At 37.2% G+C, this 26482-nt stretch carries 21 protein-coding genes; 13 read left to right on the plus strand and 8 right to left on the minus strand.

Translation table 11 applies throughout. The annotated features are described in order from the left end of the window. The first annotated feature begins 123 nt into the window (after nucleotides 1-123). Nucleotides 124-975, plus strand: coding sequence for an Rpn family recombination-promoting nuclease/putative transposase (locus ACM03V_RS29365; protein WP_414624342.1), 852 nt, complete (start codon nucleotides 124-126; stop codon nucleotides 973-975). A 232-nt stretch (nucleotides 976-1207) separates the two neighbouring features. Here ACM03V_RS29365 and ACM03V_RS29370 read toward each other — a convergent pair whose 3' ends face one another. After that, nucleotides 1208-1594, minus strand: a complete 387-nt coding sequence (locus ACM03V_RS29370; RefSeq protein ID WP_414624343.1) for a hypothetical protein — start codon at nucleotides 1592-1594, stop codon at nucleotides 1208-1210. Nucleotides 1595-1682: 88 nt separating this feature from the next. On the opposite strand from ACM03V_RS29370, the gene ACM03V_RS29375 reads away from it, so the two are divergent. From ACM03V_RS29375 to ACM03V_RS29385, 3 genes are all read left to right on the plus strand, one after another. Then, on the plus strand, nucleotides 1683-2219 hold the full coding sequence (locus ACM03V_RS29375) for an AAA family ATPase (protein ID WP_414624344.1): 537 nt from the start codon (nucleotides 1683-1685) through the stop codon (nucleotides 2217-2219). Nucleotides 2220-2454: 235 nt separating this feature from the next. After that, complete coding sequence (locus tag ACM03V_RS29380; protein WP_414624345.1) at nucleotides 2455-3354, plus strand: S1C family serine protease; 900 nt, start codon at nucleotides 2455-2457, stop codon at nucleotides 3352-3354. Nucleotides 3355-3429: 75 nt separating this feature from the next. Continuing rightward, nucleotides 3430-4035, plus strand: a complete 606-nt coding sequence (locus ACM03V_RS29385) for a response regulator transcription factor (RefSeq protein ID WP_414624346.1) — start codon at nucleotides 3430-3432, stop codon at nucleotides 4033-4035. A 168-nt stretch (nucleotides 4036-4203) separates the two neighbouring features. On the opposite strand, the gene ACM03V_RS29390 is transcribed toward ACM03V_RS29385, so the two are convergent. Beyond that, on the minus strand, nucleotides 4204-7269 hold the full coding sequence (locus ACM03V_RS29390) for an NACHT domain-containing protein (protein ID WP_414624347.1): 3066 nt from the start codon (nucleotides 7267-7269) through the stop codon (nucleotides 4204-4206). A gap of 460 nt (nucleotides 7270-7729) precedes the next feature. On the opposite strand from ACM03V_RS29390, the gene ACM03V_RS29395 reads away from it, so the two are divergent. The 6 genes from ACM03V_RS29395 to ACM03V_RS29420 all read left to right on the plus strand — a co-directional run bounded on the left by ACM03V_RS29395 (nucleotide 7730) and on the right by ACM03V_RS29420 (nucleotide 16091). Further along, nucleotides 7730-8785 (plus strand): metallophosphoesterase, encoded by a 1056-nt coding sequence (locus ACM03V_RS29395; protein ID WP_414624348.1) that lies wholly within the window; start codon nucleotides 7730-7732, stop codon nucleotides 8783-8785. Between the two features lie 218 nt (nucleotides 8786-9003). Continuing rightward, nucleotides 9004-9597, plus strand: coding sequence for a L,D-transpeptidase (locus tag ACM03V_RS29400; RefSeq protein ID WP_414624349.1), 594 nt, complete (start codon nucleotides 9004-9006; stop codon nucleotides 9595-9597). A gap of 469 nt (nucleotides 9598-10066) precedes the next feature. Beyond that, nucleotides 10067-11683, plus strand: a complete 1617-nt coding sequence (locus ACM03V_RS29405; protein WP_414624350.1) for a vanadium-dependent haloperoxidase — start codon at nucleotides 10067-10069, stop codon at nucleotides 11681-11683. 114 nt (nucleotides 11684-11797) lie between these two features. Then, nucleotides 11798-13471: a 4Fe-4S binding protein gene (locus ACM03V_RS29410; RefSeq protein WP_414624351.1), complete on the plus strand. Its 1674-nt coding sequence runs from the start codon at nucleotides 11798-11800 to the stop codon at nucleotides 13469-13471. Between the two features lie 23 nt (nucleotides 13472-13494). After that, nucleotides 13495-14895 (plus strand): FHA domain-containing protein, encoded by a 1401-nt coding sequence (locus ACM03V_RS29415; protein ID WP_414624352.1) that lies wholly within the window; start codon nucleotides 13495-13497, stop codon nucleotides 14893-14895. 215 nt (nucleotides 14896-15110) lie between these two features. Further along, nucleotides 15111-16091 (plus strand): sulfotransferase domain-containing protein, encoded by a 981-nt coding sequence (locus tag ACM03V_RS29420; RefSeq protein ID WP_414624353.1) that lies wholly within the window; start codon nucleotides 15111-15113, stop codon nucleotides 16089-16091. 46 nt (nucleotides 16092-16137) lie between these two features. Here the strand turns inward: ACM03V_RS29420 and ACM03V_RS29425 are convergent, their stop codons facing one another. Both ACM03V_RS29425 and ACM03V_RS29430 read right to left on the minus strand, forming a co-directional pair. Then, a complete protein-coding gene (locus tag ACM03V_RS29425; protein WP_414624354.1) occupies nucleotides 16138-16635 on the minus strand; it encodes an O-acetyl-ADP-ribose deacetylase in 498 nt (165 codons plus the stop codon). Between the two features lie 115 nt (nucleotides 16636-16750). Continuing rightward, nucleotides 16751-17596 carry a lysophospholipid acyltransferase family protein gene (locus ACM03V_RS29430; protein WP_414624355.1) on the minus strand — a complete coding sequence of 282 codons (846 nt, stop codon included), beginning with the start codon at nucleotides 17594-17596 and terminating at the stop codon, nucleotides 16751-16753. Nucleotides 17597-17942: 346 nt separating this feature from the next. Here ACM03V_RS29430 and ACM03V_RS29435 point away from each other — a divergent pair, with 346 nt between their 5' ends. Continuing rightward, a complete protein-coding gene (locus ACM03V_RS29435) occupies nucleotides 17943-18509 on the plus strand; it encodes a TIGR02281 family clan AA aspartic protease (RefSeq protein ID WP_414624356.1) in 567 nt (188 codons plus the stop codon). A 128-nt stretch (nucleotides 18510-18637) separates the two neighbouring features. Here ACM03V_RS29435 and ACM03V_RS29440 read toward each other — a convergent pair whose 3' ends face one another. Next, entirely contained in the window at nucleotides 18638-19759 is a 1122-nt protein-coding gene (locus tag ACM03V_RS29440; RefSeq protein ID WP_414624357.1) for a Gfo/Idh/MocA family protein, read from the minus strand. Nucleotides 19760-19903: 144 nt separating this feature from the next. Then, nucleotides 19904-20098: a hypothetical protein gene (locus ACM03V_RS29445; RefSeq protein ID WP_414624358.1), complete on the minus strand. Its 195-nt coding sequence runs from the start codon at nucleotides 20096-20098 to the stop codon at nucleotides 19904-19906. Between the two features lie 224 nt (nucleotides 20099-20322). Between ACM03V_RS29445 and ACM03V_RS29450 the strand changes: the two genes are divergently transcribed. Further along, on the plus strand, nucleotides 20323-21360 hold the full coding sequence (locus ACM03V_RS29450; RefSeq protein WP_414624359.1) for a cyanophycinase: 1038 nt from the start codon (nucleotides 20323-20325) through the stop codon (nucleotides 21358-21360). A gap of 557 nt (nucleotides 21361-21917) precedes the next feature. Here ACM03V_RS29450 and ACM03V_RS29455 read toward each other — a convergent pair. Both ACM03V_RS29455 and ACM03V_RS29460 read right to left on the minus strand, forming a co-directional pair. Continuing rightward, the gene (locus tag ACM03V_RS29455) at nucleotides 21918-22301 is read right to left on the minus strand and encodes a hypothetical protein (protein ID WP_414624360.1); all 384 of its coding nucleotides are present in this window, start codon (nucleotides 22299-22301) and stop codon (nucleotides 21918-21920) included. A 587-nt stretch (nucleotides 22302-22888) separates the two neighbouring features. Further along, nucleotides 22889-23572 (minus strand): hypothetical protein, encoded by a 684-nt coding sequence (locus tag ACM03V_RS29460; RefSeq protein WP_414624361.1) that lies wholly within the window; start codon nucleotides 23570-23572, stop codon nucleotides 22889-22891. Between the two features lie 874 nt (nucleotides 23573-24446). Here ACM03V_RS29460 and ACM03V_RS29465 point away from each other — a divergent pair. After that, the gene (locus ACM03V_RS29465) at nucleotides 24447-26330 is read left to right on the plus strand and encodes a pentapeptide repeat-containing protein (RefSeq protein ID WP_414624362.1); all 1884 of its coding nucleotides are present in this window, start codon (nucleotides 24447-24449) and stop codon (nucleotides 26328-26330) included. Nucleotides 26331-26482: the final 152 nt, after the last annotated feature.

Consider the following 26482-nt stretch of genomic DNA (forward strand, 5'->3'; position numbering starts at 1 on the left):
TCACGGATAATTGAAAATACTACGGCGGTTAAAACCGCCCGTGTCGCTTTCCTCTCAGGTCTTAAGACGCTGAGTTTCCCGCTTTCCGCGTATTTCGTATGAATAATTAAATATGCGAAATATATGCCAAAATCAGCAGATATCGGTAGCAAACGATTAATTAGTTTATCTCCCGATGCTTGGGTAAAGTGGGTGACGCAATCAGCGGAAGTTTCGGCAAGAGAAATACTTGCTTCGGAGTTTCAATGGATTAGTCGGGAAAGCGATGTTGTAGTCAAAGCTTTTCATCCACAAGTTGGTAATTTCTTAGTATTGAACGAACTACAATTACGTTACAACACTCGTTTACCAAGAAGAATTCGGGCTTATGCAGCGCTAGCAGAAGAAAAATACGATTTACCAGTTTATCCAGTATTAATTAATATCTTGCCACCACCGCAAACAGTAGAAATTGCCAGCGGTTATCAGTCGGAAGTTTTGGGATTGCAAGCACGCCAAGACTATCAAGTTATTAATTTATGGGAAGTTGACGTACAACTAGTTTTCCAACAATCTTTATCATCATTACTTCCCTTTGTACCAATACTTAAGGGTGGAAACGAGATAGCGGTTGTGCAGCAAGCAGTACAGTTATTACGTGCAGATGAAAAGTTAGATGAATTAGAACCACTTTTGGCGTTTTTTGCTAGCTTTGTATTATCAACTCAATTAGTACAGCAAATTATGAGGTGGGATATGACTGTATTGCAGGAATCACCCTGGTATCAAGAGATTTTGAATCAAGGAGAGATAAAGGGTTTAATTTCTGGAATTGAATTAGGTTTAGAACTAAAATTCGGTTTGGAAGGTTTACAGTTAATGCCGGAAATATCTCAAATTAAAGATATAGAAGTTTTAACCGCAATTAGGGAAGGTATACGCACAAAAAATACTTTAGAAGAAATTCGTCAGATATATCAAACTAATGAAAGTTAAGGTTTAGTACAGCAAATTATGAGGTGGGATATGACTGTATTGTAGGAATCACCCTGGTATCAGGAGATTTTGAATCAAGGAAGAAAACAAGAATTAATTTCTGGAATTGAACGGGGTTTAGAAGTAAAGTTTGGTGGGGAGTAGGGAGTTATGAGTAATTGTAGGGTGTGTGACGGCTACTATGAATTATCAAGTGTAACGAAATTTTAAATTATGCCGTCACGCACCACAACTAATTTTTAGACAATCTTTTCAATTGAGAATTAACAGCACTAATATACTCAGAATCATTAATTGTATCTGGAGACAATCTTCCGGCATCAATTCCATGTTTAACTAAATCTTTTGCGCTGATTTCACCAAATCTAATCGCTGTTAATAAGGAATTATAACCAGGAACATCTTGATTTTTAAATTCTCCTTGATAAGCTAAAGAAACTAAATTAAATGGAGTAATATTGTTTTGAATTTGACTCTGAACAACATTTGAATTAACAGCAGTTTTATTCGCTAAAACAGGTGGTGTAGCAGTAGTTGCAATTAAAATTGTGCCAACAGCAGCGAGTAATAAACGTTTCATAATGGCGGCTCCGGTATTTAATAATTTTGCGTAATTCAATTTGTTTTCCTTGATTTATATAATGCTGTACCAACCTGAGACGGCAATAAATGCTAAATGAGAAATAAATAAGAGGTTGATGAGAAATATGAATAATTCTTCTCTACCACAGCGGATTTGTGTAATTGGTACTAGCGGTGCGGGTAAAACAACTTTGGCTCGTCAAATTGCTCAAAAGTTGAATATTTTCCATTTCGAGTTAGATTCTCTTTTTTGGGAACCGAATTGGGTAACAGCACCTGCGGATATCTTCCGTCGTCGCGTGGAAGAAGCTTTGGTTGGTAATAACTGGATTGTTGATGGTAATTACAGCAAAACACGCGATATCGTTTGGGGAAAAGCTGATACTCTTGTTTGGCTGGATTATTCTTTCCCCTTGGTGATGAGTCGTGTTTTATGGCGAACTTTTCATCGGGTAACAACACAGCAACAAATCTGCAATGGTAATTATGAAACTTGGGGAAAAGTTTTCTCAAAAGAATCGATTATTTTATGGAGTTTACAAACCTACCGCAGACGCAAAAAAGAATATCCGATTTTAATTAAGCAACCGGAATATTCGCATCTTAATATAGTGCGGTTGACTTCTCCCCAAGCTGCGGAAGATTGGTTATCGAATTTGTGAAAACCTCACCCTCGCTTTACAAATAGGTAAATCTCTCCCTCTCCTTGTTAAGGAGAGGGTTGAGGAAACTGGTAAACGGTAAATCTCTCCCTCTCCTTGTTAAGGAGAGGGTTGGGGTGAGGTTAAAACGGTATCCTCCCCATTCTTCCAGGTGTAGATTCTGCCCAAATATCCGATGTCGTATCGAAGAATAAAGCGCCACAATACAAACATCACAGAGTACAACAAACTTTTTATGTCTTCACTACAAGCTTTATCAAACAATATTGCCGAAATCGTCGAACAATCTGGGAAAGCAATTGTTTCAATCAACGCCAACAGACGCTTTTCTCCCAGCGGTATTCACTGGCGCAAAGGTATTATAGTTACCTCCGATGAATCATTAAAACGTTGCGATCGCGTTTCTGTGACTCTCGAAAACAATGTTAAAAAATCGGTTTCACTTTTAGGACGCGATGCAACTACCGATGTAGCAATTTTCAAAATCGAAAATGCCGATATACCTGTTGCGACAATCGGCGATGCTGCAAATCTTAAAGTTGGAAATTTAGTTTTAGCGTTAGCTAGAGGTAGCGAAGGAGATATTCGTGCTGCAATGGGTGCGGTTAGCGTAGTTGGTGGTGAATGGCAAAGTATGAGCGGTGGAAAAATCGATCAATTTATCCGCCCTGATATTTCGCTTTATCCAGGATTTAGCGGCGGCGCTTTGGTTGATGCCACAGGAAATATTATCGGCATGAATACAACAGGAAGAAGAGGTACGGCTTTAACAATTCCTGCTTCTACAATCAATAGAGTTGTCGAACAAATAGTTACTAAAGGTAAAATTCCACGGGGTTATTTGGGTTTGGGAATGCAGCCAGTTAGACTACCGGATAGTTTGAAAAGTTCTCTGAATTTAACTTCAGTTGGTGGTGTAATTGTCGTGAATGTAGAACCATTAAGCGCTGCTGAAAATGCCGGAATTTTATTAGGAGATATATTGATAAATTTTGACGGCAATAGTTTAGAAGATACTAATGATATCTTGGCATTGCTCAACGATAGTTCTCGTATAGGTAAAAGCGTTCAACTGCAACTTATACGCGGCGGTAAATTAATTGAATTGCATATAACCGTAAACGAAAAACAATAATAAATATGCCCTGATACCCCGCAGTCGCGACAACGGAACGCAAAGAAAGAGGAAGAGAGAGATATATAATGACTTATGTCCGATTTCCAATCTGTAATTAGAATCATAGTAGTTGCAGCTTCCCCGGTTATTAGAATGGGTTTATCGGCAATGCTCGAAGATAACCCAAAATTCATTGTGGTAAAGAGTGTTTCAGATATCGATGAAATTGTAGAGCTACAAGCTGATGTGATATTGCTCGATTGGAATGAAACCGATTATGAATTAATAAAACAGCAGTTTATCTGGGCAACTATTATTATTGTCGATGAATTTGCAGATTTTAATTTGGCAACGATATTAGCTGCTGGCGTGAAAGGAATATTGCCGCAAACAAGTATGGAATCTGAGATTATTGCAGCAGTGGAAGCGGTGGTTTCGGGATTAATTGTACTGCATCCACAAGTTATTAATAATCAACAGTTGCTCAAAGAAACAAACTTGCAAATATTAACCCCGCGAGAAATCGAAGTTTTACAAATGTTAACTAATGGAATGAGTAACAAATTAGTAGCGCAGAATTTACATATTTCCGAGCATACCGTTAAATTTCACGTTTCATCTATCTTTCAAAAGTTGGATGTTTCAACACGTACTGAAGCTGTAGCAGTAGGAGTTAGGTTGGGGTTGATTATGTTGTAATTGGTAATTGTAGGGTGTGTTACGGCACGAATAAATCTTGTTTTAAGATTACTATTTAAATAATGCCGTAACGCACCATCGGATATTGTGGTGGAAGATTAAGAGTAAAAAACCGCAAAGAGCGCGGAGAGCGCTGAGGGAAGAGATGAAGAGGAATGGAAATAAATATTACCATTTTTCCAATTTATTCCAAGCAAATTCTCGTAACTGCTCATCGGGGTCATTTTCGGCTCTGTCGCGTAGTAGTGGTAATGTTTTGGCGTGGTTTGGGTAGTTTTCGAGAATTGCTTCAAGTGCAGTTTGACGAGGATTACAATTAGGATTACTGATAGACGTAAATAAATCGTTAAAGGAATTATCAGCAGCAATATCATATATGAAGTCATAAATATCAAGAGTGGGTTGCCAACTTTGAATTAATTCTTGCATCAGCGTCTCTCTAAGGGAATCTTTAATTAAATAATCATTTTCAAGCTGACAACATTCTATAAGTACACTTAAAATATCTGGTTCATCCTTCCAATTACTAGCTAATTCTTTAATTACTACACTTTTATCTACATCCTTATTATTGGACAAAAGTAGATTTTTCAGCATTGGTAAAGTATCGAGGTCATCTTTCCAACCTTTAACTAATTCTTGTAATGCTATAGCTCTTAAATGATTATTAGCATCATCAAAAACTAGATTTTTCAGCATTGGTAAAGTATTGGGGTCATCTTTCCAACCTTTAACTAATTCTTGTAATGCTATAGCTCTTAAATGATTATTAGCATCATCAAAAATTAGATTTTTCAGCATTGGTAAAGTATCGGGGTCATCTTTCCAACCTTTAACTAATTCTTGTAATGCTACTTTCTGTATTGTTTCTATTTGATCAATTCTGACTACATCATCATCATCAAGATAGTCATCATGATTATAGGGATAGCCATCATCGTCAGGTAAATCATTTAGCCTATTTATTTCAACTGTAGTAGAATCTATTAGCTTTTTAAGTAAAGGTAAAGTTTCTGGATGTGTTTTAAAATCTGTTGTAATCCATGAAATAACTTTAATACAAATCCTCTCAAAGTTAACTTCAATCATGGAGTATTCTTGAATGATATAATTAATAGATTTAAAAATAAATTTAAATAGTAAATGTACAATTGAATTGAGATTAGAAGGATTTTTTACTTGTTTAAAGCATTCATTTGCTACATAAATGTTAATAAAATCATCACCAATTCCGTTTTGCTCAATTAAAAATTCAATAATCTCCCCCACAAACCTCGCGTCAATCATCCCCGCAATCAATGTTAAAACCTCATACCAGTCTTTATCCCCCCAGTTTTTACCAAACACTTCTGTCTTCAACTGCTCAATACTTAAAGTTTGTGTTTCTTTAAACTGCCAAACAAATTCCCAAGCACAAAAATATTCTAAAAATGTTCGATGTATAAATCCATAATAATCAGCACCCAGGTAACACAACATAAAGTTGCGGGTTCTAAGTTGATTTATAATTAATTTAGCAGCAACTCTAGGTTTATCAACTTCTATGGTTTTTAAATACTCTTTGAGAATTCTTTCTAAATCGCTTTCTTTAATTAAATTGCCAGCCAAACCTTGATCGCTGGTTTGCATAAAATAAGCAACTTGACGTAACATTGCCTGCTTATCTTTATAATCAATCTCTATTGGATCTAATTTATCTTCTATTAAAGTACGTTCAACATCCCATTGATGTAGCAATACTCTCGATGCTTGATTATAAAGTTCGGCTCTATCTCTTGGTAATTCCTGGTTGCGGTTGAGAATTGCCATCATTGTTAACAATAAAGGATTCCCCGCTAATTCTCGAATCGCTTTTGAATTCTCAATCCCTTTCTGCAATCGTTCTTTTTTTCTAACTTTATCTGCTTCGTCATTAAAAGTTAATTCATGCCAGCGATAGATGAAATCTTGAATTTGTTCTGTTTCTAAATCTTGAATCATAAAATGCTTAAATTCAGCATCTCGCAATCTTTGAGATTTATATTTATAATCAATAACGCGAGAAGTCACAATTACCTGTACGTCTGGATATTCATTTGTGAAGCGATGAATATCTGTAATTACATCTTCTCTTTTGCCAGCGTCGAATACTTCATCTAATCCATCAAACATTACCAATACGTTACCAGCTTTAAGTTGGGTTTGTAGTTGATGTTGATTTAAATGATGTACGGCACCGCTACATTTATGGAAAAATTCGATAAAATTACTGCATTCTTTGTCATCCCGTCGTCGCATATAGGTACGCAATTCAATTAATAACGGTATTGGTTGAGAGATTGAATTATTTAAAGGTGATTCTGCCCAAGTTAATGCTAAATATTGTAATAGTGTAGATTTTCCGCAACCTGGATCTCCTAAAATTACTGTATAATTATAAGTTTGTTTGTCGTTAATAACTTCTAATACAGAACGTATGGGTTCTTGCTGGCTTTCTTGCAATCGTTTTAAATGTTCTTTCGGTAATTCATGTTGCGGTAAATTTTCATTTACTTCCCGCACGTTTTGAGCAATAAACATTCCCCATAACTTCAGTTCGTTATAGGCATAACCTGTAGTATCTAAACTTTCTAATTTTAGCTTACCGTATGTTTCTTTTATCGCTTCCTGATATCCTAATAAATCAAAATCGGGAATTATTCCGGCAGTTTCTTGAGTATTATCCTTGATTGCTTCGAGATTTTGCGAATCAAGAATAACTCTAAGTTTATCTGAATCCCGAATGATTGCTTTAACTTTTTTAAGATAGCGCTTACCAAGTTTTTTCCAATCAAACTCATCCGGTAAAGCTGGTAAATCTAATTCATACCATTTACTTTCTAACTTTTTAGTATTTAAAATTTCACATTCGTAATTAAAAGCACTTCCCAAAATCTCTTTAACATCTTTGTTGTAAATAAATTTATTAAAAGGCTTAACAAACTGCTGCAATTCCTCATCTTCAATATCAGCATCTTCTAATTCCTGCTGCACCAATAATAAAAACTCCTTTAAAGCTTTACCAGCAGCAACATCTATATCTTGCTTTTGCAAACGCTTCAACGCATTACCGGGAATACCCTTAAATAAATCTTTAGTCCAATCCTTCGCTGCATCCTTAGCGATATTCCCCAAATCCTTGGATAATTCTGACAAAATCGGTTTAAAAATAAACCCCGCAGCCTGCGCTACTCCCCAAACAACCAATAAATCCATCGCTTGCTCTTAGTAACATTTTGCTACGAGTATAGCGAATTAGATCGGTAATTTCTCTGTGGGCAATATTGTCTATTATATTTAAGGAATACGAAAGGGCTTAAGCCCTTACTACGAACCTTTATTATCTTTCAAAATTATTTCTTTTAATTCACATCTTGCACCATTCTTGTTAAGCCCCAATTCTCGCCTTAAAATAAATTTCAAGGCTTATATACAAAGTACGTTAAAACGCACTACAATCACCTCAAAATATTACCCAGTCTGATTTATCAGACTTTGTATGTGAGCCTGGGAATTTATTCCAAGGCGGTTTGTGAGGCTAACTGATAATGATGCAAGATGTGAGTTAAGAAACTAATTACCTATTACCTATTACCCATTACCCATTACCAATTCCCAATTTCCCCTAAGCTATACTTTAAAAGAAAATAAGCCCCCTAGCTGTCAAACTCGAACCATGCGAACAATAGTAGTCGGTGATATTCATGGCTGTTATGAAGAACTTATTCAGCTATTAAATAAAATGCAGCTTACCGATGAAGATTGTTTAATTTCGTTGGGAGATATTGTTGATAGGGGTGCCGATTCGGTTAAAGTCTATGATTTCCTCAAAAATCGTCCCAATACCATCGTTTTGATGGGAAATCACGAACGCAAGCATCTACGTAATACTCTTTCCTATTCCCAAGAAATTGTTAAATTACAATTCGGTAAACGCTACGATGAATTCCTAGAATGGGCTAACGATTTACCTTATTATTATGAAACCCCCGAAGCAATTTTAGTTCATGCTGCTGTAGAAGATGGTAAACCTATTGAAAAACAAGCCGAAGAAGTTTTATGCGGCTGTACTGCTGGTGAAAAGCATTTAAGTAAGCGCTACGGAAATACATATTGGACTGAGTTATACAAGGGTGAAAAAGCAGTTATTTTTGGTCATCATGTCGTTGGCTCGCGCCCGTTAATAGTTGAGGGGAAAATTTACGGTATCGATACTGGAGCCTGTCATGGTGCAAGATTAACTGGCTTAGTTTTACCTAGCTTTGAAACTTTTCAGGTACAGTCTCCCAAAGATTATTGGAAGGAAGAGTTGGTTAAATGGCAATTACCCGTGATGGTGGCTAAACCTTGGAATAGTTATAAGTGGGACAAAATCAAAGCAATTTGTAATGATTTCAAGGATTCAAGACATCCAGAATTAACTGCTTTTTTAGTTAAGAAAGAGCAGTGGATGAACAATTTACTCAGCAATGCTCCCAAAATAATTCTCAAGGTAGAAGAAAAACTAGCTGAATTAATTTCCCTTCACGGTACCGATAATTTCAAAAAACAAGCCCGCAATTTCAGCTATGCACCCCTTTTATATAAAGCAAATTCCAGCGGCATTACCAGGGATTTTCTCAAACAAACTTTGCGATCGCCTTCCGAATGGTTGCAGGTAATGGAGGAATTGGGGGTAGAGGGGGGAGATTGGGAGATTGGGAGATGGGGAGACAAGGAGACAAGGGGATGAAGAGGTAAGAGAATTATGGGAGCAAAAAGCCACATTACCCCATCATCATTCTCATTACTTACTACTCCTTACTCCCTAATTACACTTAATTCTCTGAAAAAATAAAAATAGGGGATTTTTCTCAGGTGGACTTATTAGACAGCAATTACAGTTGAGAAACATGGAAAAATAGTAGGCTAATGTTAATCAAAATCACCTTAATATCTCTCCTAAATTTAATGCTTGTTAGCTGTCTTCATTCAGATGCAAGTAGGAAAAATAATAATCCAATAACTTCTAAACCAAGTATAGGTTCAAAATCAAATAACCAGAAGATTGCTACAGGAAATACTAACCCACTCAATCATCTTGGTAACTTCATGACTTTAACAGCAACCGGACAGACTAATACTTTAAATAACCCTCTTTATAAACTTCGTCTCTATGCAGATGGAAAATTAGTTGATAGCTTTACAACCGTATCTGGACGAACGTTCACACAAACTAAAAGCCGTCACCAAAGCGGAACTGAGGCTCCCTTACCCGACGGCAAATACACTGTTGCTAGCTCTACAATCCCAGGGGCGATCGCCGAAGCAGGAGAACATTTCTTACCCATAGAGCCTAAATTGAAAACTGGACGCTCGGCTTTAGGTTTTCATTTCGATCCGTCTTTTGAAAAAAGTAATGGAGAAGATGGGACAGCAGGATGCATCGGATTAATTAGTACAGAAGATTTAGATAAGTTGTTGAGTTTTGTTGATACCTATAAACCTGAATTTCTCGATGTGCAAATTTTAGATAAGACTTATGCAACCAAAGCTAAGAAGTAATTTTAATTATTTAAGACGAAAAAATATAAATAAAATATAAATTTATCTTAATCATTTCGTTGAAATTATGGTTTGTAGATAAGATGCGCTTACCCTGTACTACAAACCTTTTAAATGTAGAGACTTAGCACTGCTACGTCTCCCCGTGTTTTGTTAGTATAAAAAACTCTTATAGATGCAGATAACGCAGAGGAAAGAAGTAAATAGGTATGGAAGTTAATTCATAAAAGTAATCTGAGATCCAAAATAGAATGACTAACTTACAGTTTTATATTCAAACTGCAAACTGCATAAGCTTAGATAAACTGCATCTAGAACAAAATAGTTGAGACACATTTATGTTTAGTATCTCAGCATGAAACTAAAAATAGTACCCTCATGGGTACCAAAAATGTTTCGTAATCGTATAACTTCTAGTTGATTGATCACTTAGTACACAAAACCAATTTCAATTATCAAGGAATTTTTCATGAACAACAAACAAGATTTATCTAAAGAATGTCAAGAATTCGCTCCTCAAAGCAGTTTTGAACGTCGGGAATCCTCTTTAGAAATCCGTCAAGAAGCAGCAAAAATAGCTTTTAATCGAGGTGTCATCGCACATATATGTAATGGTGAACAACAAGACTACCGAGATGAAAATGGCAATCCTAATTTTATTGCTAATTTCTCTAAAGGCTTAGAACATAACTATTTAGGCGAAGTTGACCCCCATGCTTATAACACATTTCTAACAGCTTTAAAGAGTGGTAAATCCGCAGACTTTGAAGCAATTCCTCTAGGTGGTTCTCGCAAACTTACCAACCCTCAAGCAGGATTAGCTTTTGATTTGCAAGGATCTGATAGCCATGCTTTGGCAATACGTCCTGCACCTCGTATTGATTCTGCTGAAAACTCCGCAGAGATGGCAGAACTCTACTGGATGTCACTTCTACGGGATATGAGTTTTGGTTTATACGATCGCAGCCCCCAGGTTGCAGAAGCAGCAGCAGATTTATCCAAACTTTCCGATTTTCGTGGAGCTAAAGTTAAGCGTCAAACTAAAGATGGTTTTATCGATGAAGTTACCTCACAAAGTCTGTTCCGAGGAGTTCTCGACGGGGATAAGGTAGGTCCTTATGTTTCCCAATTCATGCTCAAGGATATTCCCTACGGTTCGCTGACTATTTCTCAAAAACAGAAGACAGTCGCACCTGGGATAAATCACATGACTGATTATGATTCTTGGTTGCACGTCCAAAATGGTGGGTTAACGGGTTCAGATATTTTTGATTCCACACCCCGCTATATCCGCAATCTTAGAGATTTAGGTCAATATGTACACGTAGATGCTTTATACGAAGCTCACCTAAATGCTTGTTTGATACTGTTGGGAATGAAGGCTCCTGTAGATGAAGGAAACCTTTATAAAAAAACCAAAGCTCAAGATGGCTTTGGTACTTTCGGTGGACCTCACATTCTCAGCTTGGTGACAGAGGTTGCAACCCGCGCTCTCAAAGCAATGTGGTTCCAGAAGTGGTTTGTACACCGTCGCTTGCGTCCCGAAGCATTTGGGGGAAGGGTTCACAACCATCTCACCGGATGTGCAAAATACCCAATTAATTCAGAACTATTTAATTCCTCTGTTTTGCAAAAGGTTTTCAGCCAATACGGAAACTATCTGCTACCAATGGCATACCCTGAAGGTTCTCCCACCCATCCATCTTACGGTTCCGGACACGCAACCGTTGCAGGTGCTTGTGTCACGATTCTCAAAGCTTGGTTTGATGAGTCTTGGGTAATTCCTCAGCCCGTAGTTCCCAATAATGATGGTACTGAGTTGATTAGCTACAGCGGCACTGATGCAGCAACGATAACAGTTGGTGGTGAGTTGAACAAGCTTGCTTCTAACATTGCGATCGCTCGTAATGGTGCTGGGGTTCACTGGCTTTCTGACTATACAGAATCGATCAAATTGGGCGAACAAGTAGCTATTGGTATTCTCCAAGAACAAGCATTGACTTATAACGAAGACAGTTACTTTAAGCTCACAAAGTTTGATGGCACCTCAATCAAAATTTCTTCCGCAGGAATAGAAACAATTTAGTAATCTGTCCCATAAGTTTTGTTGGGTAATCCAAGTTCGTAGTAAGGGCTTTAGCCCTTTCATCTAAGGATTAAAATCCTTACTACAAACCAATAATTTTCAGGAGTGTAAACAATGTTAAGCAAAGTATCAGAAAGCAAAATGCACGCGGTGAGATGGATACTGGTGATTGGTTGGTTAATTTTAATTATTTCTCTGTTTTACGACCCCATAAGCCACATTCTTACTGACCCCACAAACCTCTTATCTCCTCTGCGCGATAGTCACGAATGTATCCCGGTTCAAGGCGATCGATGTATTTTTGAAAAAGCTTATCCGATTGGTACCAGAATTTTTTGGGGAATGGTACTTCCTTCGCTTGTATTTATTGTTTTCGTATTTGGTCATGAAACTTGGCGGCGTATTTGTCCTCTCTACTTTCTTTCACAAATTCCCCGTGCTTTGGGTTTGAAACCACGATTAAATATTGAAAATAATCAATGGTTAGTTAAAAACCATTTTTATCTACAGTTTTTTATCCTATTTCTAGGTTTAAGCAGCCGCATTTTATTCATTAATTCAACAAGATTGATTCTCGGTTTGTTTTTGGTTGCGACTATTTTATCTGCAATTACAGTAGTATTCCTGTATGGAGGTCGTAGCTGGTGCCATTATGTTTGTCCTTTTGGTGCCGTACAAACAGTGTTTACAGGACCTCGCGGTTTATTAGGAAGTAGCGCTCATCAAGCACCACCAAAAAGTATTACCCAGTCCATGTGTAGAACTGTAGACAAGACAACTGGTGAAGAGAAAAGTGCTTGTGTTGGCTGTAAGTCGTCTTGTATAGATATTGATTCTGAAAAATCTTATTGGAGCGATTTGCAAAAACCGGGACGAAAGTTTCTTCAATATGGTTATCTGGGATTAGCGATTGGCTACTTCCTTTATTACAGATTATATGCTGGAAACTTCAGATATTACTGGTCTGGTGTTTGGGCTTACGATAATTCATTATCTGCTCTTTGGAAACCAGGTTTTTATGTTAATAATCAGTCGATTGCAATTCCAAAAATTGCTGCTGTACCGCTAACTTTAGGATTCAGTATCTTAATATCCTATCAAATTTGTCACAAACTAGAAAAAATTTATCGAGGTTATTTAAAACATAAATATCCGGAAATGAGTTCTCAACAAGTATTGCACCGGACATTTACAATTATTACCTTTCTAGCTTTTAATGCTTTCTTTGTTTATGGAGGAAGACCGGAAATTCTCCGCTTACCAATAGTATTACAACTATTATTTAACGCGCTGATAGTTTTAGTCAGCACTATCTGGTTGGTTCGTAATTGGAAACGTAGTGCCGAACAATATCAAAAGGAAAGTTTAACTCATAGCTTTCGCCGTCAACTCCAAAAATTGCCTCTTGATATTGAGCAATTTCTCAACGGACGTTCGTTAGATAAACTGAAAGCAGATGAACTGTTTGTGTTAGCAGAAGTATTACCTCAATTTTCCGAACGAGGTCGGCACTATGTATATAAATGGATGCTGGAAGAAGCTTTAGCAGAAAAATGCACCTGCCCCGAAAACAGTTTTGAATATCTAATGCCAATACGTCAAAAGTTGGGATTACCAGATGAAGAACACTACCAAATTTTATCTACCATTAGTAGTGAAAGTCCGGAAATTATCTATCCTCAGCAACAAGAAAAAACAAAGAAAACACAAACATTACCTACACTCAAAAATCATCAGAAATCGTCATCAGGTTCTGCGGAAACACAAATCCGACGTAAAAAGCGTTAAACACTTATCTATTTTTGAATATCATGAAAATTAAAGCAATCAATTATCAAACAAGCTCCTGCCAAGAGAAAATTATTACCCCAGAAATAGAAAGTCTTAATAAATGTTTAATTGGCAGGCATCCTAATTGCGATCTAGTTCTCAATACTCCGGAAGTTAGTCGTGTTCACGGGATGATTTATGCTTACGAACAACAGTATTACTTTATCGATTTAGCTAGTAGCGATGGTTCCCGCATTAATAACCAAGAAATGGAAGTGAATCAAAGTTATCTCCTTAACCCAGATGATGTTATTCACATTGGCGATTTTCTATTACTTATTGAAGAAATGCAGCCTCTCGAACATCAATCCAAATCTCAAGTAAAAGCATGGCGATCGCCTACCTTGTCTGCTCGTTGCGTGCGGGTAATTGATGAGACACCAGATGTGAAAACGTTTACTTTTGTTGCCGAACCATCTGTTGAATTTACTTACCAACCGGGACAATTTGTAACCTTGGAATTAGAGATTAACGGTAAGGCTGTTAAACGCGCTTATTCTATCTCTTCAACTCCTTCTCGCCCTCATAGTTTAGACATCACTGTTAAACGAGCTACTCCCCCAAACGATGCACCCGATGCACCTCCGGGTTTAGTCTCTAATTGGTTGCATGACAATTTACAAGCTGGTAGTCAAGTTAAAATTGGTAGTCCATTAGGGGATTTTAGCTGTGTAGAACATCCATCATCAAAAATATTATTTATCTCTGCGGGTAGCGGAATTACACCAATGATGTCGATGTCGCGCTGGTTGCTGGATACAAACGCTGGCTCAGATATAGTCTTTTTCCATAGTGCCCGTACTGCTGACGATATCGTTTTTCGGCAAGAATTAGAGTTGATGGCATCGAGGTATGCTAATTTTCAACTTGCAACTACTCTTACTCGTGAAGATTCTAACTCAAGCCTTGGGGGTAGAGTTGGTAGATTTGATAAATCAATGTTGCATGAAATAGCCCCCGATTTTACCGAACGAACTGTATATGTTTGCGGTTCCGAGCCTTTTACTCAACAGGTGAAAGCAATGCTTGAGGAATTAAAATTCCCTATGGAAAATTACTACGCAGAAAGTTTCGGGAAACCAAAGAAGAAAAAAGACAACAACATTCAACTACAAAAGACGTTAACTACGAAGCAAACAGAAACCTTAGTTTTGGCTAAATCGGGAGTAGAGCTGGCTTATGAGAGTGCAGATACTATTTTAGAAACTGCTGAAAAAGAAGGGATCGAATTGCCTTCTATGTGTAAGATGGGGGCTTGTCAAAAATGTAAATTACGGCTTCTAGAAGGTGAAGTTCGTTATGATGAAAATCCAGAATGCGAAGAAGGGCATATTTTAACCTGTATTGCTCAACCTGTAGGGAGAGTGGTAATTGAAGCTTGATGAAGGCGTATTTTTGCATCGAGATCCGGTGAAAATGCCGGATTTTTTGATTAAAATGAACAATTAAACTTTGTTAATTACTAATGTAAAATTGTTTGTTAAATTCTTTTATAACCATACTTTATATTAGATTTTAATCTTATTTTCCTTGATTAAAGATATTATTGTTGTAAATCACTGTGCGGCAAATCTGTTTATTTAAGGAGTTAAATGTAATGGAAAGCAAAGAATTATCCCTTATTCCACAAATGAACTGTATACCCCGTTCGTTTGATTCAGATGCACCAGAAAACTTTTATACTGCGCCTTTTATTAAAAAGAGTGGAATGCAAAATGTATTTAATCATTTTTTAAATAGAGATAGCGATATTTATGTAGCAACTTATCCAAAATCTGGCACAACTTGGACTATATCAATAATTGAACATTTAATAAACAAAGTTCCCCAAAAAGGTATTTCAACTGGTGCTAGTTTAGTAGAGGCTTGTTTGTGGTTAGATAGAGCCGCAAGTGGAGAAAACTGGCGTTTAATGTTTTCAGAATTGGAGAAGATGAAATCTCCAAGATTTTTTAAATCTCATGCGAGTGTGGGTTTAATAAAACAACCAGCAAGAATAATTCAATGTATAAGGCATCCTCTAGATACTTTTGTTTCTGCATGGCATCATATCAGAGGAAAACTGGATCTTTTTTATTATAACGGGTCGTGGGGTCATTTCTTTTCAGAAATAGCGCTGTCATCAAAATATGAAGGCGGTGATTGGTTTGATTATCACGAAGAATTTTTGAACGCATCTAGAGAAGGACAAATTGATGCATTATTTTTAAGGTATGAAGATATGAAGAAAGATAATGCTATTAGTGCCATACATAAGCTTGCCTTCTTTATTGGAATTGAATCCTATGATGCTGAAAAAATATCGATAGCAACTGATTTTCAAAGCATGAAGCAAAAATCGATTAAAGAGGGACATCTTGATACAAAAGGAAATTTATCTCAAGTTTTAGTTTCTCAAGAAGTTGGTGATCAGAATACTCCATCTAAGGCTCATATACGAAAAGGAGTTGTTGGAGATTGGGTGAATTATTTGAGTGATGATGAGTTGACTATGTGGCGAAACTATGTATATGCCAAAAAAGATTCATGTCCTCATGTTATTGATTTTTTCTCTTTAGATAATTTACTTTGTAATTAAATGGTGCGTTGACGGCAGCGACAACACACCCTACAACAACAAGTTATTAATTAGCCAAAATCCTTTTATAAATCTCAGAATTATCCTTACCAAAACAACAAAAAATAACTTTCAGCATACAGTTATTCTTCTCTAATTCTTCCGAACAAGTTTTCACGGCAATTTCAGCGGCTTTATCTTTGGGATATCCATAAATACCAGTGCTAATGCAAGGGAAAGCCAAAGATTCAAATTTTTGTTCGGCAGCGATTTGTATGCATTTACGGTAACAATTAGCTAAAAGTTCTGGCTCCCCATTATTACCACCTTGCCAAACTGGCCCCACGGTATGAATAATAAAACGTGCGGGTAAATTATATCCTTTAGTTAACTTCGCATCACCAGTTTTACATCCTCCCAAAGAACGACATTCCATAACAAGCTCTTTTCCTGCTGCTCTGTGTATCGCTCCATCAACACCACCACCACCGAGCAAACTGGTATTTGCAGCGTTAACTATTGCATCAATTTTTAGTTTTGTGATGTCGTTTAAAATTACTTCCATATCTATCAAATAAGTTAAAAACGGCTTGAGATATATTTTTTCAACGCAGAGAAACGCAAAGGTTGACGCAGAGGAGCGCAGAGTTTTTTTATTTTTACCTACTCCCAATTACCAATTACGAATTATTATTAACTTCCCTTGCCAATTTATCCATTTCTTGCTGCATTTTTGTGCAAACCAAATCGTAACAAGCATCTACATAATCGCGATTTTTCGCTACTTCTTTACCATATTTTTCAAAAATAATCGGTTTGCAAATACGGGTATGAATTTGTACGGGAAACGGTATATTTGGTAAAGGGCCAATTGCTAAACCCCAAGGTAAACCTAAATAGATGGGAAATACTCCTGGATCTAATTGATATAGCCACGGTAAACCCCTATCGTTTAATTGTTTCACTAATTCGTAGAAATCGCCTAAAACAATTAAAGTTTCGTGTGCCCCTACTGAAATTGCGGGAATTATCGGTACTTCGTGTCTTAAAGCTAACTTGATAAATGCTTTATTCCCGGCGAAATTAATATTGTAACGCTGGTTGTAGGTACGAAACATATCATATTGTCCCCCTGGATATACCAAAACGCTGGCACCTTTTTTTAAAGCTGCATTCGCTGGTTTCGGATGAGCGGCGATCGCACCTGTTTTTTGAGCTATATTACCGAGAGCGGGACTAACTTCCCAAGCATAAGGATGCATCAAACCATACGCTAAACGTTCGGTTCCATATCTACGGAACCAATCGTACATCATCATAATCATATCGGGAGTTGCCATCCCCCCATTGTGAGAACCAACTATCATTACTTGTCCTTCGGGAGGAATATTTTCCCAACCATCGGTTCTAACTCGGAAATAATTGCGGTAAAACCACTCCCAAATCGGCATGAATGATTCAATAAATTTGGGATCTCTTTCTTCTAAAGACCAACCATGTATAGATTTAGTTTGCTGATTACTCATAATTTTAATATATATGTTCTTCTGTCTCTTCAAAAGCGATGATTCAACACCACCTTTGATTAATATTAAGCAAGTTATGAAAGACTAAACATAAAATACAGTGACTAGTTACCAGTTACCAGTTACCAAGGTCGGATTTTTATCTACTACCAGTTTTCATTTCAGGTAAATCCTGCTTTAGTATCGCGATCGCAATTACAAACTAGATTATAAATATTGTTCACTGCTAACTGTTCACTGTTCACTGTTAACTGTTCACCATACCTTTATATAACCGGGCTAAATTTTGATCTCCACCTGGGTACTCTAATAATAAGCAGGTTCGGCAAAATTAGGAAAATAATATATGAAAGGTGTTTTCAGTCGGTGGATTACCAAAATTACGGTTATACCCACATTATTAATTTTACTTTCAAGTAATACCGCTACGGCTAATGACCCCGGAGCCTGTTTCATGACAACCGAAGACGGCAGAACCCTCGATTTGGGAAGGCTTTGCGGCATCACACCCATCAAACCTGTGGATACGGGAGTTTATCGAATTCCTATCAAACGTCGCAGGGGAAATACTCCCATAATAGATGTTACATTCAACGGTAAAAAAACTTTTGAGATGATATTTGATACAGGTGCTAGCGGCACTTTAATTACTCAATCGATGGCAAATGCTTTACAACTCAAGCCTTCGGGAACCCTTCAAGCCAGCATCGCCGATGGTTCGATAATAAAATTAAAAACAAGTCAAGTAAAATCAATTGGGGTTGGTGGTGCTGAGGTTAATAACGTTCGAGTCGCCATAGCCCCCAAGGCAGAAACCGGACTTTTAGGACATGATTTTTTTGGTAACTATGACGTAAAAATCGGGCAAAATACAATTGAACTTCACCGTCGTCAGAAAACGGCGAGTAATTAGGTTTGTAGTAGCGCTGTCTTCGCATCTTATCGAAATTTCATCTCAATTTATTTACAACTGCTGTAATTAGGATGTGCTGTTAGCGTAGCGTGCCCGCCAGGGCATAGCACTACTACGAACCTTTTAACTCAAATAAACTTATCTAAATTTGGTACATTTACCCAATTGGATGTTTCATTAGATTCGTGAGACTTATCCATCAACAATTGAGAATAAACTCCTTCACGTAAAGATGGTGTTGTGGATTCTCCGCTATTAATCGCTTCTACCCATTGATCCACAACTCGCAAAAATCCAGAAATACGACCATCTGCATAGTTTTTAGGAAACGTTAATCGATTGGGAATTTCGATTTCTGCAACTGGTTTACCTGCTTTAGCACCCCAGACGCGGAATCCATGTACGTAATCTTTTTGATTTTCGCTAGCTAAAATTAATGTCCCTTCATCTCCATAAACTTCGATCGCATGGGTACGTGGTGCGAAAATTACTGCACTAATAGAAACTTGACATGGTGTTCCCGAAGCTAATTCCAACATTAACGCACAGGTATCGTCTGTAGTGACGGGTTTCATTTCGCCGGTTGCTGCATCTTTTCTTTGAGGAATTGCCGTTGTAAAATGAGCATTAACTCGACTTACTTCTCCAAATAACCAGTGAATGTAGTCGAAAGTGTGGGAACCCAGGGAACCCAAAGCACCACCACCTTTTTCTTTTTGAGAATACCAGTTCCAAGCGCGATCGGGATTAGCTCTGGAGGAACCAAACCAGTTGATTGTAATTAAACGTTTGTTGCCAACATAGTTTTGAGCTAATAATTCGCAAAATAATAGCCATCCGGGTACGAAGCGAAATTCAAAGTCTACGGTAGCAGCTAATTTTCTTTCTTGAGCTAAATAATAAAGTTCTTTGGCTTCTGAGACGTTTAAAGTAACTGGTTTTTCTAATAATAAATGTTTTCCGGCTTCTAAAACTTGCTTTGCCATTTCGTAATGTAGAAACGGCGGTGTTGATATCGCGACTGCTTGTACTTCGGGTAATTGCAGGATATCAGTAAGATTGTCGCAAGCGTTTGGGATGTCGTTGGATTCAGCGATTTCCTTGGCTTTATCCAAATCCCGATTGTAAACGGCGACTACTTGAGTACGGGGATGGGCTTTCAATCCGGGGATATGGACTTTTTTTCCGAATCCCGTTCCTACTACAGCAACGCCAATTTCACCCTGTTGTTTTTTTGATGCAGCGGTCATAAATGTAAATTATATGTAGATAAAGCGTTAATCTTATAATTTACAACAATACTTACTTGTTCCCAAGGGATTCGGGATAAAAAACCATTATAGAGACAGAGGAAGGAGTTTAAGAGAGGTTTTTTAGAAGGCAGTTGTAGAAAATTAAGTTCGACTAGCTTTTAATCTACTATCGTTGCGAATAGATTGAGAAATAGCTTCTACCAACAACAATCGCTCATTAATAGATAATTGCAGAACGAAATTTAACAAACTATGGGCATATGTTGTTGCCAAAGAATATGTTTGAATTTTGTTGAGATTATCTTCTAATTCTGTACGTAGCGATTCTAAAAACAAAGCATCATTACCTAATTCAGAAGCTTCATCATCATATTCGTGATTATCTTCAACTTCTTCTAACCGTTGATTATATGTATTAATTAGATGATTAAATTTATACCTAAAACAAAACTACAAAAAAATTAGATAAATTATTTTTTAAGCGTATAAAAAAAAACTGATAAAACATAAATGCAATGTGACTGTAATATTGAACAGTACAAGTTACAAATAACTGATTTATGGCTATAAAACTTCCGGATTACAGAGAAGCAGGCGATAGTAACCATTTTGAATATTTTGTAGAGTATGGAAAGGTTAATAGTTCTTCTACAAAACCTGCCATCCTTTTAATCGGTGGTGCTGCAAGAGCAACGGTAGGGGAAGATGCAGCTACTACATGGTTTCTCAAACAAGCCAATCGCGGAGATTATTTAGTTTTGCGTTGCGGTGGAGTTGGCACACAAGCACAGTGGATTACAGATAACTATGTTGACTTAATCAATTCGGCTGCGGAACTTTCTATTGATAGTCGCGAAGCCGCTAATAATCCGGAGGTGGTGCAAATTATTAAAAATGCGGATGCTTTATATATTGCTGGTGGCGATCAAAACAAATATGAAGATTATTGGGAAGGAACTGCGACTGAAGATGCAATTAATTATTTAATCAATGATAAGAAAGTTCCTGTAGGTGGAACTAGTGCCGGGATGGCAATTTTAGGAGACTATTATTATGCTCCTTATAACAAAGGATTGCTGAGTTCGGAAATTTTAGATAATCCCTGTCATGATAATACCCAAGATATTTTTCACAGCAATTTTCTCAAAATTCCCTATCTTAAACACGTAATTACCGATACGCATTTAGATAGACGCAACGACAATCACCCGGAAACAAGATACGGAAGAATTTTCGGTTTAATGGCTCGAATTATGGTAACAGAAAATCACCCAGTTTACGGTATTGGTTTAGAAGAAGGTGCTTTTGTAGCTATTGATGAAAAAGGAATTGCTCAAGTTTTTGGTAATGGTTCTGACAAAGGACAAGATGCATATTTTTTACAAACTAATGACGCATTACCAGAAAAAATAAAACCGGGTTCTCCGTTAATTTGGGATAATAAAGGACGAGCAGTTAAAGTGTATAAAATTCAAGGCACGCCGGAAGGAAGCGGCTCTTTCGATCTTAACAACTGGTTAACTGCTTCCGGAGGAACTTGGGAATATTGGTATACCACAGATGGCTATTCTGGTTTTCGACAAGAACGAATTAAATAGTTAAAACCGCAGAATTTCCCCAGACTTTAATTAACTGGGAACCAACACTAATTAAGCCCCGTCACCAAAGCCCTTCGGGCTTAAGTCGCGAAGTAAAAAGTAATAAGTAAGAAGTAATAAATTTTAGCCCGAAATATGGTATAAAGCCTCGTCTTTTAAAGACGAATAAAAACCAAATTTATCATTATTTGAATCCTCTACCTTTTAGGTAGAGGTATTACTTATTACTTATTACTTACTACTTCTTACTTGTGAACCCAGAAGCATTAACCATCCGCTTGAGGTATCTATTCCGCTTGTGTTCGTATAACTTAAACACCATAAAAAATGGCTGAAAAGCTTAGAAAATCAAACTTCTTACTTCTTACTTCTTACTTCTTACTTCCGCGAAGCGGTACTAGTCACACAACGGCACGGCAATAATGCGGAAAGAAAATCTACACCGCGTTTTGCCTCCCCTAGAAACAAGTGACTGAAAAACCGAAAAAACCGAAAAAACTGAAAATTTAAGTTTGAATCTAAAATCTAAAATCTAAAATCTAAAATCTAAAATCAATTCAACGAATCGGATAAGCAGGTGTTCTTAATTGTTTTTTATCTTTAATTAAAGGTGTCATCCAAGGTGCTGAAGGTGCTGAAGGTGGTAAATGTACGGGTGCATAGTTGTAACCGGGGGATTTTGGTACATAAGCTGGCGGCATTTTATCATTTATACCTTCTTCAGCTGGCGGAATCCAACGTGGTGGCGGTGGCATCGGATTTACACCACCTTGCTCTGGATTCAACATTGCATCCATCGAATTTTCTAGTTTGACGGCTTGATATTTGACGCTATCTATTTTACGTAAGGCAACGTTCTTTACCGTATTTGTCAAACCTGGTTCATGAGTTAATAAAACTGTGAATATCGCAATTGTTAAACTAAGAATTTGCTTTTTCATATTTATCGCTCCCGACAACTTAGAAATTCCATGTATCCATGTACTCAGCTAGCAACTGCCATCTGCTTGCTTTACTCGCTTCGCGATCGCAATTTTTCATAAACATCTATAAGTCAGTTTTGTATTGATATATACTCCGGTCGCCGTTCCTATGCTTACCCTGGCAATATACGTTTGATTCACGAGCTAAACCAGTCTATTGAGCAGCTTTGAAGAAATCAAAAGCCACCTCAAATGCCAATATAACAAATATATTCTCAGCAATTATACTAATTATATTGTATTGAAATATGCTCTGTCATCATTCCTTAACTAAACTTATATTAGTTTGTTATATAGTTATTTAGTTAGGTTATTATTTTTAAATTCGTTTATAGCGAGAATAATTAAATGGTTTGCCTGTTGCCTTTATCTTTGAGCAATAACCGAAAAACCAAAACCTATAACTTATCTCAAACAGGAGCGATAAGTTAGCTATGATTCAATATTCAATACACATTCTACAAAACTAAAAAGACGCAGCAATACTACGTCTCTTTTTGCTATATAATTATTTCCAAATTTTCCAAAATTCAAGAATAGTCATTTTATCTCTTCAACAATGAAATTACTTGTTCTCCACTAATCTTGATAAAGTAAAAACACCAAGAAATAATACCAATTAATTTTAAGCTATCTTCAAAAAAATAAGTATCATCTTTTTGAAATATAAAACTATCTGTAGGAAGTATTTGATCGACAGTAATTGATAGAAACAAAAAGCTGATTGCTATGGCAAATATTGTAAAATGATTATCCAAAATTGTATCTCTAAATTTTAAAACCAAATATATAAATATTATTCCGTAAGCCAAAAAAGTCATTTTTTCAGATATTTTAAGGTAATAAGGAAAAATTTTTTCATGGAGCATAAAAAAATCATCTATTACTAACAGCAACGTGAAGCTGCCGAAAGATAATAAGAATTTAGAATATTTATGGGATTGTTTTACGCTAAATAATACAGTTCCACTAAATAATAATATTGCTGCCGTAGCAGACCACAAGAAAATTCCTATGTTTGAAAATAATCCATAATAAGGCTCTACAGAAGCAGCTACGAATACGTCTCTAAACAACACCGAAAACTGTACTTCTGATTGCAACCATGCTGCAAGTAGCATAAAAAATGCTAAAAGATATATTCCAAAAAAGATAATATTTGCCTGCTTAAACTGAGTAGATTTTAATTGTTGAGGTCTACAATTTGTTTTTGCTAATTTATTAAACATTTAACTCGATCAGAACATTACTCAAAGGTTAATATCAGGTTAACGTTAAAATAAGTAGTTTTAACTTTCTTTATGTAATCTTTGTATACTTTTTAACCTTACTTAATATTTTAAACAATATGACGCGGCTTAAAAATAAGTAAATATACTGCTGCGTGTTTGCACCACTAACTATAATTTTTTGCGACGAAAATATAGAATCCGACACAAAAAAACTCTACTTATAGAAGTCTAAGAATTAACCACAAAAATTTGTTCAACAGCTTACCGACTACCCAGCAAGCGAATTGACTCGCTTTTAAAGCAGTACCCAAGTTATTGTGAATCATAGCCCATTCATAATATTCGGGTTCGGTATCTAAAGCTATTTCTGCTTCGCTGCCAGCATTCGTTATACCAATTCTGTATGAGGCTGCGCTTAATCGCCCTCACTCTGGAAGAGTGGGGCTACCCAAACAAAGCCCACCTGCGTGGGCTGAATTCGGCGCATCTTTATAAAGAAATGGTATTAGTAGCTGATTGATAATATTGAAATAAATTTGGAGACGCTTTTCATCCATTGGATTTAAAAATATTTTTTCACTGCTTTATTAGAAAACTATCCATAAAGATTTTTCAAGAGTGAATAAATACATTTTGTAGGAATTGGTAATTGGGATTGGGTAATGGGTAATTGGTAATGGGTAAGTAGGTAAGCCCGCATTAATTGTATATTTACTACTCAGTTATATAGCTGTTCCCCATTCCCTATCCAAACGAAATGTTAAATTAAATCTTGGCAGGGGTACTTATTCCCTATTCCCTACCTCAACCGCATAAGTTGATTCCACTGACACCCATATAAACTTGTAGTAGAACTTTTGGAATTATTCCTGTGGATTACTCAGGGCAAAACCTACGCGGAAAGTCATTTAAAGGACAAAACTTAAAAAATGCTGATTTTAGCGATGCCGATATTCGCGGCGCAAATTTTACCAATGCAATTTTAACAGGTGCAAATTTTAGTCGCGCTAAAGCTGGGTTGCAAAAGCATCATGCGATTTTTCTGGTGTTTACTTCGTGGTTGCTTGCAGGGATATCGGGATTTTTATTTGCCTTTAGTGGTGCTTTGGCAGAATCAATCTTTGATAGCTCAAGTAGAGAAAATCAATTAGCAGGCTGGGTTGTAATCGTTACATTGATTATCTTCTTTTTTATTATAGTTCGCCAAGGAATACAAGCTGCTTTAGGAGCCTTCGCCGTATCCGTAGCCTTCGCCGCAGCCTTCGCCGCAGCCTTCGCCGCAGCCGTATCCGTATCCGTATCCGTAGCCTTCGCCGTAGCCGGAGCCTTCGCCGGAACCGTATCCGTAGCCTTCGCCGTAGCCTTCGCCGTAGCCGCAGCCTTCGCCGTAGCCGGAGCCTTCGCCGCAGCCGGAGTCGTAGTCGGAGCCGTAGCCGGAGCCGGAGTCGTAGTCGGAGCCGTAGCCGTAGCCGAAGCCTTCGCCGTAGCCGTAGCCGGAGCTGTCGTAAGTGCTTATATTGGGTGGCGAGCAATCAAAGGAGATAAAAAGCACGCCATCATCCGTAATTATGCTGTGGCTTTTGCGGCGTTTGGCGGTACAAGTTTTCGCAATGCTGATTTAACTGATGCAAATTTTACTCTGGCAAACCTCAAAAATACTGATTTTAGAAACGCGATTCTAACTCGTACTTGTTTCCGAAAGGTGAAAAAACTTGACTATGTACGTCCAGGTAATACCTACTTGAAACATACCGAATTATGTCAGGTATTAACTACGGGAAATGGACGAAATAAAAATTTTGACCGTGAAGATTTGCGGGGAATTAACCTGCAAGGAGCAGATTTAATCGATAGTAGTTTTATTGCTGCCGATTTAAGTGCAGCTAATTTACAAGATAGCGATTTATCGAGAGCCAAGTTAGTCCAAACCCAGTTAGATGAAACGGATTTTACTGGTGCTATACTTACCGGGGCTTATATTGAAGATTGGAATATTACCACTCATACCAATTTTAATGGAGTGCGCTGCCAATGTGTTTATATGCGACTCCCCACGAAAGATAATCCCGAACCTTTACGGAAACCCGATAACAGGGAAGAAGTATTTGGAGATGGAGAATTTGGGGATTTTATCAAACCAATAGTTGACACCCTCGATCTTTATCATAATCAAGGAGTTGACCCCAGGGCAATAGCGATTGCATTTAAAGAGTTAGCAGAAAAGCACCCCGAAGCGAATTTAGAAATCGTAGCGATGGAAAAACGGGGAGAAGATAAATTTTTACTCCGTGCTAAAGTCGCTCCGGAAACGAAGAAATCTGAATTAAGTCAGCAGTATTTTGAGAGTTACAATCATCTCAAAACTTTGTCTCCACAAGAGCAAATACAACATTATTTAAACCAGATATCAGTAAAAGATAAAGAAATTGAAGGGCAACAAAGGCAGATTAGTAGTTTAGAAAATATGGTAGGAACTGCATTAGGTCGTCCACAAATGCAGGTAGAAACTTTTCACTCTCAAGGAGATGTGATGTCTGATCAAGATACTACTAATTATAATTTAGATCGAGCTAAGTTTGGTGGTGGTTTTGCTGGTACGGGAGGAAGTCAATCAAGTGGTAATTTAGGTGATTATTCTACTAACAATATAGAATCTCAGCAGTCAAGTTTAGTTCTGATTGTTTGTAGAAAATGTAGTCATAAAAATCCAAATCATTTTAAGTGTTGTTCTGAATGTGGGACGAAATTGACTTAGTGAATGTATGAATATAGCTGTTTTAAATTGGATGCAATACAAGGAGAGAGGCTTCAAGTCTTGCTCCCTCTCCCCCTTCCCCTCTCCCAAGCTTGGGAGAGGGGTGCCCTTCAGGGCGGGGTGAGGGAGAAAGATTATGGTTGTTACTGGCA

The sequence above is a fragment of the Calothrix sp. CCY 0018 genome (genome assembly GCF_963920925.1).
Classification (GTDB): Bacteria; Cyanobacteriota; Cyanobacteriia; order Cyanobacteriales; family Nostocaceae; genus Rivularia.

Bases quoted from the DNA above. Each gene is read 5' to 3' on its own strand.
- ACM03V_RS29460 (WP_414624361.1), bottom strand. From the start codon at position 23,572: ATGTTTAATAAATTAGCAAAAACAAATTGTAGACCTCAACAATTAAAA.
- ACM03V_RS29420 (WP_414624353.1), top strand. From the start codon at position 15,111: ATGGAAAGCAAAGAATTATCCCTTATTCCACAAATGAACTGTATACCC.
- ACM03V_RS29375 (WP_414624344.1), top strand. From the start codon at position 1,683: ATGAATAATTCTTCTCTACCACAGCGGATTTGTGTAATTGGTACTAGC.
- ACM03V_RS29400 (WP_414624349.1), top strand. From the start codon at position 9,004: ATGCTTGTTAGCTGTCTTCATTCAGATGCAAGTAGGAAAAATAATAAT.
- ACM03V_RS29410 (WP_414624351.1), top strand. From the start codon at position 11,798: ATGTTAAGCAAAGTATCAGAAAGCAAAATGCACGCGGTGAGATGGATA.
- ACM03V_RS29425 (WP_414624354.1), bottom strand. From the start codon at position 16,635: ATGGAAGTAATTTTAAACGACATCACAAAACTAAAAATTGATGCAATA.
- ACM03V_RS29430 (WP_414624355.1), bottom strand. From the start codon at position 17,596: ATGAGTAATCAGCAAACTAAATCTATACATGGTTGGTCTTTAGAAGAA.
- ACM03V_RS29380 (WP_414624345.1), top strand. From the start codon at position 2,455: ATGTCTTCACTACAAGCTTTATCAAACAATATTGCCGAAATCGTCGAA.
- ACM03V_RS29440 (WP_414624357.1), bottom strand. From the start codon at position 19,759: ATGACCGCTGCATCAAAAAAACAACAGGGTGAAATTGGCGTTGCTGTA.
- ACM03V_RS29435 (WP_414624356.1), top strand. From the start codon at position 17,943: ATGAAAGGTGTTTTCAGTCGGTGGATTACCAAAATTACGGTTATACCC.
- ACM03V_RS29385 (WP_414624346.1), top strand. From the start codon at position 3,430: ATGTCCGATTTCCAATCTGTAATTAGAATCATAGTAGTTGCAGCTTCC.
- ACM03V_RS29450 (WP_414624359.1), top strand. From the start codon at position 20,323: ATGGCTATAAAACTTCCGGATTACAGAGAAGCAGGCGATAGTAACCAT.
- ACM03V_RS29415 (WP_414624352.1), top strand. From the start codon at position 13,495: ATGAAAATTAAAGCAATCAATTATCAAACAAGCTCCTGCCAAGAGAAA.
- ACM03V_RS29395 (WP_414624348.1), top strand. From the start codon at position 7,730: ATGCGAACAATAGTAGTCGGTGATATTCATGGCTGTTATGAAGAACTT.
- ACM03V_RS29405 (WP_414624350.1), top strand. From the start codon at position 10,067: ATGAACAACAAACAAGATTTATCTAAAGAATGTCAAGAATTCGCTCCT.
- ACM03V_RS29455 (WP_414624360.1), bottom strand. From the start codon at position 22,301: ATGAAAAAGCAAATTCTTAGTTTAACAATTGCGATATTCACAGTTTTA.
- ACM03V_RS29390 (WP_414624347.1), bottom strand. From the start codon at position 7,269: ATGGATTTATTGGTTGTTTGGGGAGTAGCGCAGGCTGCGGGGTTTATT.
- ACM03V_RS29365 (WP_414624342.1), top strand. From the start codon at position 124: ATGCCAAAATCAGCAGATATCGGTAGCAAACGATTAATTAGTTTATCT.